Raw genomic sequence first — 15,035 nt, 5'->3', positions numbered from 1 at the left:
GCAGCAGCCCCAAAACACAGCCCCGGACCTGCCTGGCACACTGCAGCGCTCTTATTGGGGCTGCTGCGCAGCCCAGCGCGGGGCAAGCCCGCTCACCACAGTTACAGTGTTCATCCTTAACTGACTGGCGTCAGGGCTTGCCCCTCCCACAGTGGACAATGGCGCAGATTCAAGCTGTCTGTTTTTCTACCCATTTGCCGTAGGCATCAATAAATGCCTGCAGGAACGGCCTGGTCTTTTCCGACACCTTGCCGGCGTCATCGAACACGCTGCCCGCTCCGCCCAGGTAGGCTTCCGGCTGCTGCATGCATGGCACATCGAGGAACACCAGGGACTGGCGCAGATGGTGGTTGGCGCCAAAACCGCCAACGGCGCCCGGGGATACGCTGATGATCGCCCCCGGCTTGCCGCTCCAGGCGCTTTGGCCATAAGGACGGGAGCCGACGTCAATCGCATTCTTCAACGGCGCGGGTACGGAGCGGTTGTACTCCGGTGTCACAAACAACACCGCGTCGGATGAACGTACCTGCTGACGGAAAGTACTGTAGGCTGCGGGCGGCGATGCCCCGTCGATGTCCTCGTTGTAGAGCGGCAAATCGCCAATTTCCACAATGTTCAACTTCAGGTTGGCGGGGGCCATTTCGGCCAGTGCCAGGGCGACCTTGCGGTTGATCGAGTCTTTTCTCAGGCTGCCAACCAGGACGGCAATCGTGTAGACCTTGCTCATTGGGTTTCTCGACGTCTGACTAAGGGAGCTTGTAGTTATAAAGGCTTCGCAGTGCGTTCACCAGAAGGTTTTGATAATCCTCCAGACGTTTGGCCCGCGATTTGATGCGTAGGAACCGTCTGAAAATGTCAGCGAATAGTATTTTTTTTCAATAGGTAAACTCCCCCTCTTTATGACGGTCTACAGCACCGCGAATTGAGTGTTTATCTCCAGAGGTTCTAAACAGATGGCAGCAGTACTAGTCGGACAGTTTCATGCCAGAGACGCAGAAGGACGCGTGTATTCGGTGCATGAGTTCCAGGAATCCAACCCGGCGCAAGGCGACCTGGCTGGCTCGGCACCCACCACCACCTACAAGCTGGCCATTGGCGACCGGGTAGAAAAACTCGAAGGCGATGAGTTCAAGCTGATTCAGTCGGGGACCATTATCGTCCGCGAATCGCAGACCGTCCTCGCCTCATAAGCTTGATCGCCCAGGCGTACCTGCTCAGTCCCGGCCATTGACGGCATCGACTGGGCCGGGCGGTCACGGGCTGCGAATTTCCGTCACTTCAAGCCCCGACTCACCGTCCACTTGCTTGAGCGTCACCATCAACCGGCCCCGCTCGCCTTCCACCGCGTACATCACCCGCCTGTAGCCCGGCGAGTTGTACCCCGGATACGCCACCACCTGCTTGACCTGCGTCATGCCCAGCACCGTGCCGACCTGCGCGGCGACTGGCTCCTGGGCACGGATAAATGCCTCAAGCGTGAGGTTTTCCGGAGCTGATTCATCGTGATTGCTGAAGAGATAAGCAGCCACGCACCCTACGGTCACCAGGACCAGCAGTTGCTTGACCGTTACCCCGAGAACTGTCGAGGGCAGAGGCATAGGAGACCAGACCTGTTTTTGTTGTATGTGCCGGTAATCGGCATTGGTCGTTGATGATCAGACTCGCCATTCTAGTGAGGTCCTGGCTGAACGCCAGCGACATACGCGACCCACACCGTCTTTTTTGCGCACGACGGCATGCACCATTGAATCCCCACGGCGCTGCACATAGACTCCGGCCATGCGTTTACGTCATATCGAAGTGATTCAGGCCATCCTGCAGACCGGACACCTCGGCACCGCCGCCGAATGGTTGCAACTTCCCGTGGGCGATGTCGACGCGGCCCTCAAGGAGGCCGAGCGGCAATTGGGCTTCATGCTGTTTGCCAGTGTGCGCGGGCGTTTGCAGGCGACACGGGAAACCCTGGAGTTGCAGGCAGAAATGGCCCATGTGTACGAAGCCCTGGAACCGGTGCAACGCTTGGCCAGCCGCTTGAAACACCATCACGCCCCCACGTTGCGCGCCTTGTGCACGCCGCCCCTGGCCAATCAACTGCTGCCCCAGAGCATTGCGCTGCTGCGCCGACGCTTCCAGGACACGCCGTGCAACCTGTCGAGCCAGCCAACCCGGGAAATCGTGCGCAGCCTGCTGCTGCACGAGGCCGAGGTGGGCCTGAGCCTGCATGACCCGGAACACCCGCAAATCCACAGCACGGTGCTGGCCCAAGGCAAATTGCAATTGCTGGCGCCCCACGGCTGGCTCAAGCCCAAGCAGAAGTACATTGCGCTGCAGGACCTGGCCGGGCAAGCGATGATCGGGCTCGAAGGACACGACCCGCTCAGCCGCCTGCTGGACGCCAAGCTGCAAGCCTTGCGCCCGCTGCCGGTGGTGCAGACACGGGTGCAGACCTACCAGATGATGCGCAGCATGGTGGAAGCCGGCGAAGGCCTGGCGATTGTCGACCCGTTCACCGCGTTTGGCGCGCGTGAGGCGGGTTTGGATACATGCCCGGTATCGCCGCCGATCCTGGTCAGCCTGTATGCGCTGACACTCAAGGATGGCGTGACCTCGCCTGCGCTGAATGCGTTACTGGAGATCGTCACGCAAAAGGCCCAGGGCCTGCTGGAAAGTTAACGCCGCTCGGCGTCGGTCTTGAACAACCGATACCAGAAAATCGCCACTTCACGGGTTTGCGGGTCGATGCCGCGATAGCGCAGGTGGTCGATCCCGCCCATCACGTAGCCGCAACGCTCATACAGGCGGCAGGCACCCAGGTTGTTGTTCTGGGTTTCCAGCATCATGCCCGGCAGGTTTTTCTTGCGGCTCCAGAACTGCGCCACATCCAGCAACGCCTTGGCCACCCCGTGCCGACGGGCAGGCAAGGCCACCGCCAGCTCGTCAACGTGGGCAAAGCCGTTCCAATTGGTGCTGACCACGATATGCCCGACCGCACGATCATCCAGGTAGGCCATGAAGATCGCACTGTCCGGCGCATCGCGAAAACTGGCGAATTCTTCCGGGTCGATGCCATAGCACTTGCGGTACGGCACGATGCGCTCCACCGGCCATTGATCGACCCGCCTGCCCATCTCCGGCACGCCATAGGCACTGACCTCAAAGCTGAAATCATTGCCCCACACGTAGGCGTCGAAGCCCTCGTCGGCGACCCGCACACTGAGCCCTGGATACTTCGGGTTCATTACAGCTTGCATAAACATCCTTAACCCTTGATGCAATCGACGGTGTAACAACGACCACTGCCGTCATCTTCGTGTTGTAACCCGTGAACATCGGCAACAAAACCGGGGAAACTGCTATCGAACGTCCGGGCAAACGCCAGGTAGTCGATGATCGACCGGGTCGACTCGGTAAAGCGCTCGCCCGGCATGATCAACGGAATGCCCGGCGGATAAGGCACCAGCATCACGGCTGCAATGCGTCCTGGCAAGGCATCAATGGACACGGCCTCCACTTCGCCCCTTACCAATTGGTCATAGGCGTCGGCGGGTTTCATCGCGATTTCCGGCAACACCGTGTACATGCGCTTGAGGTGCCTGGCGGTGGCGTTGCTGCGGTAACAGCCGTGCAATTGATCGCACAGGTCGCGCAAACCCAGGCCCTGATAGCGCGCCGGGCCCTGGGCAAACACCGATGGCAAACAACTGACGAGGCTGACATTCGCGTCGTAACTGCGCTTGAACTCCAGCAACTCGGTGAGCAAGGTACTCCATTTGCCCTTGGTGATGCCCATGGAAAACAACACGAGGAACGAATACAGCCCGGTCTTTTCCACCACCAGCCCACGCTCCCAGAGGAATTTGCTGACCACTGCGGCGGGAATCCCATGCTCGCTCAAGGCACCGCCGGCCGTGAGGCCGGGCATCACCAGGGTCACTTTGATCGGGTCCAGCAGCACATAGTCTTCAGCCACGTCACCAAAGCCGTGCCAGTCATCCTGCGGCTGCAACAGCCAATCCGCCGTGGCGACGCGGTCGATGCCCGCCACCGACGGCGGCTGCCAGATGGAGAACCACCAATCTTCGGCGGCGATATGCTGGCGCAGGTTGGCCAGGGCGCGGCGAAAACTCAGGGCCTCGTCGAACATTTCCTGCAGCAGCGAGCGCCCGGCCGGGCCTTCCATCATCGCCGAGGCGACGTCCAGCGAAGCAATGATGCTGTACTGCGGCGACGTGGAGATGTGCATCATGAAGGCTTCATTGAAACGGTCGCGGTCCAGTTGACGCGCGCCGCCGTCCTGCACATGGATCATCGAGGCCTGGCTGAACGCCGCCAGCAGCTTGTGGGTGGAGTGGGTGGTGAACACCAGCGGGCTGTCCGGGGTACGCGAGGTGCCCATGCCGTAGCGCCCGGCAAAGAACTCGTGGAACGCCGCATAGGCGTACCAGGCTTCATCGAAGTGCAGCACCTCGACACTGTTGCCCAATTGCTGCTTGATCAGCTCGGCGTTGTAGCACAGGCCGTCGTAGGTGGAGTTGGTGACCACGGCCAGCTTCACCTTGGGGGGCCGGCCGCGGGTCAAGGGGCTGGCGTCGATCTTGGCGCGGATCGATTCCGGGCTGAACTCGCTCAGGGGAATCGGACCGATGATGCCCAATTCGTTGCGCTCCGGGCACAGGTACAGCGGGATGGCACCGGTCATGATGATCGAATGCAACACCGACTTGTGGCAGTTGCGGTCCACCAGCACCAGGTCATCGCGCCCGACCATGGAGTGCCAGACGATCTTGTTGGCGGTGGACGTGCCGTTGATCACGAAAAAGGTATGGTCGGCGCCGAAGTTGCGCGCGGCGCGGGCTTCGGCTTCGGCCAGGGGCCCGGTGTGATCCAGCAGCGAGCCCAGTTCGGGCACCGAGACCGACAAGTCCGAGCGCAGGGTGTTTTCCCCGAAGAACTGATGAAACGCCTGCCCCACCGGACTTTTGCGATAGGCCACGCCACCGCCATGGCCGGGGGTGTGCCAGGAATAGTTGGAGTCGGCGGTGTGTTGCACCAGCGCCTTGAAGAATGGCGGCAGCAGGCCATCCAAATATGTGCGGGCAGCACGGGCCACCTGGCGGGCGAGAAACGGTACGGTGTCTTCGAACAGGTAGAGAATGCCGCGCAGCTGGTTGAGTTCGCTCATGGCATCGGCCGGGGCGTTTTCCAGGGTGACCTGCTCGCCCAGGGCAAAAATCGGCAGGTTCGGCGCCCGCAGGCGGGCCAGGCGGATCAGCTCGACCATGTTTTGCAGCAGGTGGGTATTCTCACCGGCGCCTTCGGCGGCGATCAGCATGCACGCCAGGCCGTGATGGGTCGACGCCACCAGCCGGCCTTCGGCGTAGTCCACGGCGGAAAAGATACTGAAGCCCTCTTGTTCCAACTCCCGGGCGATGCCCCGAACCCGGTCGCCGGCAACGGTGTCGGCCTTGATGTCGCGGTGCACGATAAGCACGGGGAACTTCAGGTCTTTGTACATGAGGGCGTGTAGTCCTGAGGGCTATGCACTCAAGGGTAGAAGCTCGGGGACGATGACGCGAATGAAGATTCTGAAAGCAATGGAGGTCAACCCTGGGAGGGGGCTTGCTCCCGATGACGGTATGCCAGCTCATATTTGATTGGCTGATACACCGCTATCGGGGGCAGGCCCCCTCCCACATTTTGATCATACCTACGCAGGGCTATTGTTGTGTTAGCTGGGTCCACAACGCCGGCGCACCCGCCGACTTCGCAATAGCCTCCAACCGCGCCGCATGCTCGGCCAGATCCTGCTCGCTGGCGCGAATGATGGTGGTGGGCTTGCGATCGGCCGGCAGGCGGCGGATTTCCGAAGGGCGGTTGCCCGAGCCTTCCGCCGAGCCAGTGCCGTCGGAGGCATTGCCGGCCAGGGACAGGCTGGTCTGCCCGCCGGTCATTGTCAGGTAAACGTCGGCGAGAATCTCGGAGTCGAGCAAGGCGCCGTGGAGTTCACGGCCGGAGTTGTCGACGCCATAACGTTTGCACAAGGCATCGAGGCTGTTGCGCTGGCCCGGGTGACGCTCACGGGCCATCATCAAGGTGTCGAGGATCGAGCAGTGCTTGGAAATATCCGCACGATCCGTCTGCCCCATCAGGGCAAATTCGTTATTGATGAAGCCGACGTCGAACGCCGCGTTATGGATGATCAACTGGGCGCCGTTGATGAATTCGAAGAACTCATCGGCCACTTCGGCGAAACGCGGCTTGCCCTTGAGGAACTCGTCGGTGATGCCGTGGACGCCGATGGCGCCTTCGTCACTGTCGCGGTCCGGTTGCAGGTAGACGTGGAAGTGACGACCGGTGAGGCGCCGACCCATGAGTTCGACACAGCCGATTTCAATGATCCGGTGGCCGTCGGTCACCGGCATGCCGGTGGTTTCGGTATCGAGTACAACAGATCGGATGGCCATCAGGGTTCAGCTCTCAACGGTGTGGTGTGCAGTGTGGTGTGAGTCAAGGAGCGCGATGTTAACACGTCAACCAGCATCAGCTCTGCTTGTAGCCCCGCACTTCGTCCACACCTCTATTGGCAAGCTGGTCGGCGCGCTCGTTACCCGGATGGCCGATGTGCCCGCGCACCCATTTCCAGGTGATGTCATGGCGGTTGCATTGCTCATCGAGCAATTGCCACAGGTCGGCATTCTTGACCGGCTCCTTGGCCGCGGTCTTCCAGCCGCGCTTCTTCCAATTGACCATCCACTCGTTGATGCCTTTCATCACGTATTGCGAGTCGGTGACCAGCAGCACGTTGCAGCGGCGCTTGAGTTCTTCCAGGCCGCGAATGGCGCCCATCAGTTCCATGCGGTTGTTAGTGGTGTTGGCTTCGCCGCCCCACAACTCCTTCTCTACGCCCTTGCACACCAGCAAGGCGCCCCAGCCGCCGGGGCCGGGGTTGCCCTTGCAGGCGCCATCGGTGAAGAGTTCTACGCTATCGGTCATCGGTTACATCCATCAAGACGGGCAGGTCTGAAATCAAAAAAGTTCTACGGTTCGCTTTGCTTGCGGTTGACCTTGGCCATCGGCATCGGCACCAGTTTGCCCATGGGCTGGCGCAGCACCTGGCGCACCGGCCGCAGCCCGACCACGATCTTGCGCGCCACCAATAAATAGAAGCCGCCACCCGACAGTTGCCAGGCGCCCGCGCGGCGTTCCCAACCGGCCAGGCGGCCTTGCCACTTGGCCGAGGCAAGCGGCGGACGATAGCACCCGAAGCGGCGTTTCTCCAGCGCGAAGCCCAGCAGGTTCAGCCAGTCCCCGACCCGTGATGGCGAGATGCAGCGCGCCTGACGCAGGCCATCATGGGCGAACACATGGCGCAGGCCCCAGCTGCTCCAAGGGTTGATGCCGATAATCAGCAAATGGCCACCAGGGCGCACGCTGCTCGCCGCTTCACGCAGCAGACCGTGGGGCGACAGGCAGAAATCCAGGCCATGCTGCAACACCACCACATCGGCGGCGTGCTCGCTCAATGGCCAGGCCTGTTCTTCGCAGACAATCTCCACCCCCGGCAACGGCGCGCCCAGGCGCACGTTGCGTTGCACCTGGGGCGCGGCGGGCGGGGTCTGGGCCGACGGACCGTAATGCACCAGGTAGCCGCCAAAGAAACGACCCAACTCGTCTTCGAGCATGCGCCGTTCTTCATCCAGCAGAAATTGCCCGATGGGCCCGGACAGCCATTCACGGGCTGCGCCGATCAGGGCCAGCCACTCAGGATCGGCCTGGGCGAACGCTTTATCAGTCATTGCATTCTCCAACTCGCCTAGACGTTCTAAGATGCACCAATGTGTTCAGCTTGGCGAATCGAAGAATGATACAGATCAGTGCCCTGCCCGCCTTCACCGATAACTACATCTGGTTGCTGCAGGACCCGCAGACCCATCGGTGTGCCGTGGTCGATCCCGGCGATGCCGCGCCGGTACTGGCCTGGCTCGAGCAAAACCCGACGTGGACCCTCAGCGACATCCTGATTACCCACCATCACCACGACCATGTCGGCGGTGTCGAGCAACTCAAGCGTGTGAGCGACGCCAAGGTGTATGGTCCGGCCAGCGAGACGATCCCGGCGCGGGACATCGCGCTGCAGGATAACGACCGCATCAACGTGCTGGGCTGGGACTTCGACGTCTATGCCGTGCCCGGCCACACCCTGGGCCATATCGCCTTCTACCACCAGGGCGTGCTGTTCTGTGGCGACACCCTGTTCGCCGCCGGTTGTGGCCGCCTGTTCGAAGGCACGCCGGAACAGATGCACACCTCCCTCGAGCGCCTGGCCGCCCTGCCCGCCGACACCCTGGTGTACTGCACCCACGAATACACACAAAGTAACCTCAAGTTTGCCCAGGCGGTGGAACCGCAGAATGCCGACATCTCCGAACGGGTGGAAAACGTCCGTCAGCTGCGGGCCCGGGGCGAGATGACGCTGCCGTCCAACCTGGCCCTGGAAAAGCGTACCAACCCCTTCCTGCGCACCTCTGAAACATCCGTTAAACAAAAAGCGGACGAACGGAATGGCCGCGACAACCGCTCTGGGGCCGAGGTATTTGCTAGCTTGAGGGCGTGGAAAGATAAGTTCTAAAGGGACGCAATCTGATACGTAATTTCTGAATGGTTGACCGGAACCAAAGTGCTTTCTAGAATCGCCCGACATTTTTGCCCGGAACTTACTTCCAGCCAATGTCGTCATCTATTCGTAAATCCAACCATTCAGACGCATTGACCCGCCTGGCTCAAGCTGTGGCGGTGGCTGTGTCCGCCACGCTGGCGGGCTGCCAATCGACAAATTTCGCCGCACAATCCACCGTGCAACCCAAGCCCAACCTTACCGCCAAGATCAAGCAGAAACCCGTCATCTGGCTTTCAGAGAAGCCTGCTCCAGAAGTACCCCAGGACGTGTGGGAACGCATGCGCCGCGGCTTTCAATTGCAGGACAACGTGGGCGTCAACCCGCGTATCGAGCAACAGCGCCTGTGGTTCGCCAGCAACCCGTCCTTCCTGGAGAACGCCGGTGAACGCGGCAGCCTCTACATTCATTACATCGTCGAACGCCTTGAAGAACGCAACATGCCCCTGGAGCTGGCGCTGCTGCCGGTGATCGAAAGTGCCTACAACCCGATGGCGTATTCGCGCAGCGATGCCGTCGGCCTGTGGCAGTTCATCCCCTCCACCGGGCGCTACTTCAACCTGCGCCAGACCCGCGCCTACGACGGCCGCCGCGACATCACCGCCTCCACCACCGCCGCCCTGGACTACCTGACCCGTCTGCACGACATGTTCAACGGCGACTGGCTGCTGGCCCTGGCCGCCTATAACGCCGGCGAAGGCACGGTGAGCCGGGCCATCGAGCGCAACGAGAAGCTCGGCCTGCCCACCGACTACTGGAACCTGCCCCTGCCCCAGGAAACCAAGGACTATGTGCCCAAGTTCCTGGCGCTGTCCCAGGTGGTGCTGGCCCCCGAGGCCTATGGCGTCAACCTGAACCCGATTGCCAACACGCCGTACTTCGAAGTGGTCGAGGTCAAGCAAAGCATGGACCTGTCGCGGGTTGCCGCGCTGGCCGAGATCGACGAAGACGAACTGTTCCAGCTCAACCCGGCGCTCAAGCAACGCACCACCCTGGATGGCCCGCAGCACCTGCTGGTGCCGAGCTCCAAGGCACAATTGCTCACCAGCACCCTTTCGACGATGAAGCCGGAAGAATTGCTGGCGATGCGCCCGAAAAAGCAGGTGTTCGACGAAGTCGAGACTGCTCGGGTGGCCGGCCGCACCCGCAGCTACAAGGTGCGCAGTGGCGACAACCTCACGCTGATCGCCAAGGCGAACAAGGTCGATGTGCATGACCTGCAGCGCTGGAACAAACTCAACGGCCAGGCCCTCAAGGTCGGCCAGACCCTGGTGATGCAGGACACCCGCAAGCTGGTGGCCAAGGCCGACAGCAAGAAGCCGGTGCAGTACAAGGTCAAGAAAGGCGACTCGCTGTACATCGTCGCCAAGCGCTTCAACGTCGAGATGCAACATCTCAAGCGTTGGAACCCGCGTACTGGCCAGGCGCTGAAGCCTGGGCAGATGCTGGTGGTTTCCGGGCCGCGCTAAGGTTTCAAGAACCCCGGAGAACCAATGTGGGAGGGAGCTTGCTCCCACATTGGTTCTACATCATCCCGACTGGCTTTTTCCATCCGGAACAAGCTGTTACTGTACCGATCATAAAGCCCAAGCCGCCTGGATCGGATCCCTGACTTGAAGCGTCCCCTCCTTCTACTAATAAGTCTGGCCTTGAGCTTTGGTGCGAACGCGACAATAACCGAGAGCCACGGTTACACGCAGTTCGGCACGCTCAAGTACCCGGCCAAATTCACCCACTTCGATTGGGTAAACCCTGCAGCGCCGAAAGGCGGGACCTTGCGGGTCATGGCATTTGGCACCTTCGATACCCTCAATCCCTACACGTTCAAGGGTTCAAGCCCGGTTTCCACCCCCAACTTCCTGCAATACGGCGTCAATGAGCTGAATGAGCCGTTGATGGTCGGCACCGGCCAGTACGCGCCGTCCGGCGACGAGCCCACCTCCAGCTACGGGCTGATTGCCCAGTCGGTGGAATACAGCGAGGACCGCAGCTGGGTCGTGTTCAACCTGCGTCCGCAGGCGCGCTTCCACGATGGCAAGCCGATCACGGCCTATGATGTGGCGTTTTCCTATCGCACCCTGCTGACCGAAGGCCACCCCCAATACCGCACCAACCTGCAGGAAGTGGCACGGGTGGACATCCTCAACCGTCACCGCATCCGCTTTGTGTTCAAGCGCGCCGGCAACCCGTTGTTGATCCTGCGCCTGGGTGAGTTGCCGGTATTGCCCCAGCACTATTGGAAAAACCGCGACTTCAAGGCGACCACCTTCGAACCGCCCCTGGGCAGCGGGCCGTACCGCATCAGCAAGGTCACCCCTGGACGCCAGTTGGTGTTCGAACGGGTCAAGGATTACTGGGGCAAGGACTTGCCGGTCAACCAGGGCTTCTATAACTACGACAAGGTCGAGGTGGAGTTCTACCGCGACAGCGACGTGGCCTTCGAAGCGTTCAAGGCCGGCGAGTTCGACATTTATATCGAGCACCAGGCCAAGAACTGGGCCAATGGCTACAACTTCCCGGCGGTGAACCGTGGCGAAGTGATCAAGGCGCAGATCGCCCACCAGATCCCGACCCAAAGCCAGGGCCTGTTCATGAACACCCGGCGCCCGACCTTCAGCCAGACCAAGGTGCGTGAGGCCCTGGGGCTGATGTTCGACTTCGAGTGGACCAACCGCACCCTGTTCAGCAGCGCCTACAAACGCACGCTCAGCTATTACCCCAACAGCGAATTCGCCGCTGCCGGGGTTCCAACCGGCCATGAATGGCTGATGCTCTCCCCCTACCGCGACCAGCTGCCGCCCAACCTGTTTACCCAAGCCTTCAGCCTGCCCCAGACCGATGGGCGCGGCATCCCCCGCGAAACCCTGCGCCGCGCCCTGGCGCTGCTGGGCGAAGCCGGGTGGAAGCTGTCGGGCCAACGCCTGCTCAACAAGGACGGGCAACCGCTGCGCTTCGAGATCCTGCTGGTCAACCCGAACCTGGAGCGCATCCTGCAGCCCTATGTCGAGAACCTGATCAGCATCGGCATCGACGCACGCCTGCGCACCGTCGACCGCGCCCAGTACAAGCAACGCCTGGATCAATTCGATTTCGACATGATCCTGATCACCCTCAACCAGACCTTGAGCCCCGGCCTTGAGCAGTGGCAGTACTTCCACTCCAGCCAGGCGGCGATCAAGGGCAGCAAGAACTATGCGGGCATCGCCAACCCCGTTGTCGATCACCTGCTGGAACAACTGCTGGCGGCGCAGACCCGCGAAGAACAACTGGCCGCCGGCCGCGCCCTGGACCGGGTGCTGCTGTGGCAGCACTACAGCATTCCCAACTGGTACCTCAACTATCATCGCCTGGCGTACCGTAACCGGTTCGCCTTTGTCGCCACGCCGCCCTACAGCCTGGGCCTGAGCGCGTGGTGGCTGAAAGCTTCGGAGAAAGCCCAATGATGTATTTGCGCAACGTACTGCTCGGCAGCCTGTTGCTGTGCACCACGGCCCACGCCGCCCCGCAACACGCACTGACGCTGTACAACGAGCCGCCGAAATACCCCGCCGACTTCAAGCACTTCGACTACGTCAACCCGGACGCGCCCAAGGGCGGCACCTTCCGCGAGTCGAGCATGGGCGGCTTCGACAGCCTCAACCCGTTTATCAGCAAGGGCGTGCCGGCCGACAACGTCAGCCTGATCTACGACACCCTGGCCATGCAGAGCCTGGACGAACCCATCACCGAATACGGCCTGGTCGCCGGCAAGATCGAAAAAGCCCCGGACAACAGCTGGGTGCGTTTCTACCTGCGCCCCGAAGCGCGGTTCCACGACGGCCACCCGATCCGTGCCGAAGACGTGGTGTTCACCTTCCAGGAATTGATCAAGGAAGGCTCGCCGATCTACCGCACCTACTACGCCGATGTCGATGAAGTGGTCGCCGAAGACCCGCTGCGGGTGCTGTTCAAGTTCAAGCGCACCAACAACCGCGAATTGCCGCTGATCCTCGGGCAACTGCCGGTACTGCCCAAGCATTGGTGGGCCACGCGGGACTTTGCCAAGGGCAACCTGGAGGTGCCCCTGGGCAGCGGGCCGTACAAGGTGGCCGAGGTCAAGGCCGGGCGCATGATCCGCTACGAGCGGGTCAAGGACTACTGGGCCAAGGACCTGCCGATCACCAAGGGTTTCTACAACTTCGACAACCGCATCACCGACTACTACCGCGACAGCACCGTGTCCCTGGAGGCGTTGAAGGCCGGGCAGTTCGACTACTGGCTGGAGTTCAGCGCCAAGAACTGGGCCAACGCCTACAACATTCCGGCCGTGACCGAGGGCCGCTTGATCAAGGAAGAAATCCCCAACGGCAACCCTACCGGCATGCAAGGTTTTGTGTTCAATACGCGCAAGCCGATGTTCCAGGATGTGCGCGTGCGCAAGGCCATCAGCCTGTTGCTGGACTTCGAGTGGAGCAACAAACAGCTGTTCAACGGCGCCTACACCCGCACCCGCAGCTACTTCGAAAACTCCGAAATGGCCGCCACCGGCCTGCCCGGCCCGGATGAGCTGAAGATCCTCGAACCCCTGCGCGACAAGATCCCCGCCGAAGTCTTCACCCAGGCCTTCGAGCCGGCCAAAACCGACGGCAGCGGCATGATCCGTACCCAGCAACGCGAGGCCTACCAATTGCTGCAGGAAGCCGGCTGGCGCATCGTCGACGACAAGATGGTCGACACCACGGGCAAACCGGTGACCATCGAGTTCCTGCTGGCCCAGACCGAGTTCGAGCGCATCCTGCTGCCCTTCAAGCGCAACCTGGCGGACCTGGGCATCGACCTGGTGATCCGCCGGGTGGATGTCTCGCAGTTCGTCAACCGTATCCGCTCGCGGGACTTCGACATGGTGGTGGGCAGCTTCCCGCAATCCACCTCGCCGGGTAACGAGCAGCGGGAGTTCTGGAAGTCTTCCAGCGCCGACAAGCCCGGCAGCCGCAACTACATGGGCCTCAAGGACCCGGCGGTGGACCAACTGGTAGAAGAACTGATCGACGCCGACTCGCGCAAAAGCCTGATCGCCCATGCCAGGGCCCTGGACCGTGTGCTGCAGTTCGGCTACTACGTGATCCCCAACTGGCACATCAAGACCTTCCGCGTGGCGTACTGGGACCACCTCGGCCATCCGAAAACCCCGCCACGCTATGACGTGGGCACCGCCACCTGGTGGGCAAAACCCAACGTAAAACCTGCCGTCACCCTGGAAACGACTACCGACACCAACGCCGATGCGGCGAGCGGAGGCGATTAAATGCTGGCCTATATTGTTCGCCGCCTGTTGCTGATCATCCCGACGCTGTTCGGGATCCTGCTGATCAACTTCATCATCATCCAGGCCGCCCCCGGTGGCCCGGTGGAACAGATGATCGCCAAGCTCGAAGGCTTTGAAGGCGCCACCAGCCGCATTGCCGGCGGCGGTGCCGAAGTCTCGGTGGCCGGCTCCAGCAGCTACCGTGGCGCCCAGGGCCTGGACCCGGCGCTGATCAAGGAAATCGAAAAAATGTACGGCTTCGACAAGTCGGCGCCGGAACGCTTGTGGATCATGGTCAAGAACTACGCCCGGCTGGATTTCGGCGACAGCTTCTTCCGTGACGCCAAGGTCATCGACCTGATCAAGGAAAAGATGCCGGTATCCATCTCCCTGGGGTTATGGAGCACGCTGATCATGTACCTGGTGTCGATCCCCCTGGGGATCGCCAAGGCCACGCGACACGGCAGCCACTTCGATGTGTGGACCAGCTCGGCAATCATCGTCGGCTATGCGATCCCGGCGTTCCTGTTTGCGATCCTGCTGATCGTGGTGTTTGCCGGCGGCAGTTATTTCGACTGGTTCCCCTTGCGCGGGCTCACGTCCAACAACTTCGATGAGTTGAGCTGGGGCGGCAAGGTGCTCGACTACTTCTGGCACTTGGCGCTGCCCATCACCGCGCTGGTGATCGGCAACTTCGCGACCATGACCCTGCTGACCAAGAACAGCTTTCTCGATGAGATCAACAAGCAATACGTGATCACCGCCAAGGCCAAGGGCCTGACCAACCACCGCGTGCTCTACGGCCATGTGTTCCGTAACGCGATGCTGCTGGTGATCGCCGGCTTCCCGTCGGCGTTCATCGGGATTTTCTTCACCGGCTCGTTGCTGGTGGAAGTGATCTTCTCCCTCGACGGCCTGGGCCTGATGAGCTTTGAAGCAGCAATCAACCGCGACTACCCGGTGGTGTTCGGCACGCTGTTTATCTTCACCCTGCTGGGGCTGGTGGTGAAACTGATCGGCGACCTCACCTACACCCTGGTCGATCCGCGTATCGACTTCGCCAGCCGGGAGCATTGA

At 61.3% G+C, this 15,035-nt stretch carries 14 protein-coding genes; 7 read left to right on the top strand and 7 right to left on the bottom strand.

The genetic code is table 11. From position 1 onward, the window contains the following. Positions 1 to 169: 169 nt before the first annotated feature. Positions 170 to 727: an NADPH-dependent FMN reductase gene (locus tag F6S08_RS12680; protein ID WP_027606488.1), complete on the bottom strand. Its 558-nt coding sequence runs from the start codon at positions 725 to 727 to the stop codon at positions 170 to 172. 226 nt (positions 728 to 953) lie between these two features. Here F6S08_RS12680 and F6S08_RS12675 point away from each other — a divergent pair, with 226 nt between their 5' ends. Next, complete coding sequence (locus tag F6S08_RS12675) at positions 954 to 1,190, top strand: hypothetical protein (RefSeq protein WP_065927911.1); 237 nt, start codon at positions 954 to 956, stop codon at positions 1,188 to 1,190. Between the two features lie 63 nt (positions 1,191 to 1,253). On the opposite strand, the gene F6S08_RS12670 is transcribed toward F6S08_RS12675, so the two are convergent. After that, complete coding sequence (locus F6S08_RS12670; protein WP_065927912.1) at positions 1,254 to 1,598, bottom strand: hypothetical protein; 345 nt, start codon at positions 1,596 to 1,598, stop codon at positions 1,254 to 1,256. Positions 1,599 to 1,779: 181 nt separating this feature from the next. Here F6S08_RS12670 and F6S08_RS12665 point away from each other — a divergent pair, with 181 nt between their 5' ends. Continuing rightward, positions 1,780 to 2,673: a LysR substrate-binding domain-containing protein gene (locus F6S08_RS12665; RefSeq protein WP_115486251.1), complete on the top strand. Its 894-nt coding sequence runs from the start codon at positions 1,780 to 1,782 to the stop codon at positions 2,671 to 2,673. Here F6S08_RS12665 and F6S08_RS12660 read toward each other — a convergent pair. The 5 genes from F6S08_RS12660 to F6S08_RS12640 all read right to left on the bottom strand — a co-directional run bounded on the left by F6S08_RS12660 (position 2,670) and on the right by F6S08_RS12640 (position 7,796). After that, a complete protein-coding gene (locus tag F6S08_RS12660) occupies positions 2,670 to 3,239 on the bottom strand; it encodes a GNAT family N-acetyltransferase (protein WP_027606492.1) in 570 nt (189 codons plus the stop codon). The genes F6S08_RS12665 and F6S08_RS12660 overlap by 4 nt on opposite strands. Before the next feature lie 20 nt (positions 3,240 to 3,259). Beyond that, on the bottom strand, positions 3,260 to 5,515 hold the full coding sequence (locus F6S08_RS12655) for an Orn/Lys/Arg decarboxylase N-terminal domain-containing protein (protein WP_315871668.1): 2,256 nt from the start codon (positions 5,513 to 5,515) through the stop codon (positions 3,260 to 3,262). A 202-nt stretch (positions 5,516 to 5,717) separates the two neighbouring features. Continuing rightward, positions 5,718 to 6,458 carry a DNA polymerase III subunit epsilon gene (gene dnaQ, locus F6S08_RS12650; protein ID WP_176718769.1) on the bottom strand — a complete coding sequence of 247 codons (741 nt, stop codon included), beginning with the start codon at positions 6,456 to 6,458 and terminating at the stop codon, positions 5,718 to 5,720. Positions 6,459 to 6,540: 82 nt separating this feature from the next. Next, positions 6,541 to 6,993, bottom strand: a complete 453-nt coding sequence (rnhA, locus tag F6S08_RS12645; protein ID WP_003173571.1) for a ribonuclease HI — start codon at positions 6,991 to 6,993, stop codon at positions 6,541 to 6,543. Between the two features lie 44 nt (positions 6,994 to 7,037). Then, a complete protein-coding gene (locus tag F6S08_RS12640; RefSeq protein ID WP_053134936.1) occupies positions 7,038 to 7,796 on the bottom strand; it encodes a class I SAM-dependent methyltransferase in 759 nt (252 codons plus the stop codon). 65 nt (positions 7,797 to 7,861) lie between these two features. Between F6S08_RS12640 and gloB the strand changes: the two genes are divergently transcribed. From gloB to F6S08_RS12615, 5 genes are all read left to right on the top strand, one after another. Further along, entirely contained in the window at positions 7,862 to 8,629 is a 768-nt protein-coding gene (gloB, locus tag F6S08_RS12635; protein ID WP_315871667.1) for a hydroxyacylglutathione hydrolase, read from the top strand. Between the two features lie 98 nt (positions 8,630 to 8,727). After that, positions 8,728 to 10,143 (top strand): lytic transglycosylase domain-containing protein, encoded by a 1,416-nt coding sequence (locus tag F6S08_RS12630; RefSeq protein ID WP_065927917.1) that lies wholly within the window; start codon positions 8,728 to 8,730, stop codon positions 10,141 to 10,143. A gap of 144 nt (positions 10,144 to 10,287) precedes the next feature. Further along, the gene (locus F6S08_RS12625) at positions 10,288 to 12,117 is read left to right on the top strand and encodes an extracellular solute-binding protein (protein WP_315871666.1); all 1,830 of its coding nucleotides are present in this window, start codon (positions 10,288 to 10,290) and stop codon (positions 12,115 to 12,117) included. Beyond that, positions 12,114 to 13,958: an extracellular solute-binding protein gene (locus tag F6S08_RS12620; RefSeq protein WP_065947738.1), complete on the top strand. Its 1,845-nt coding sequence runs from the start codon at positions 12,114 to 12,116 to the stop codon at positions 13,956 to 13,958. The genes F6S08_RS12625 and F6S08_RS12620 overlap by 4 nt, the downstream gene beginning before the upstream one ends. Next, on the top strand, positions 13,959 to 15,035 hold the full coding sequence (locus F6S08_RS12615; protein ID WP_027606500.1) for a microcin C ABC transporter permease YejB: 1,077 nt from the start codon (positions 13,959 to 13,961) through the stop codon (positions 15,033 to 15,035).

This window comes from Pseudomonas sp. JV449 (genome assembly GCF_032424295.1).
Classification (GTDB): Bacteria; Pseudomonadota; Gammaproteobacteria; order Pseudomonadales; family Pseudomonadaceae; genus Aquipseudomonas; species Aquipseudomonas marginalis.
Note: the sequence above shows the minus strand (reverse complement) of the source record. Positions and strands in the feature narration are given on the sequence as shown.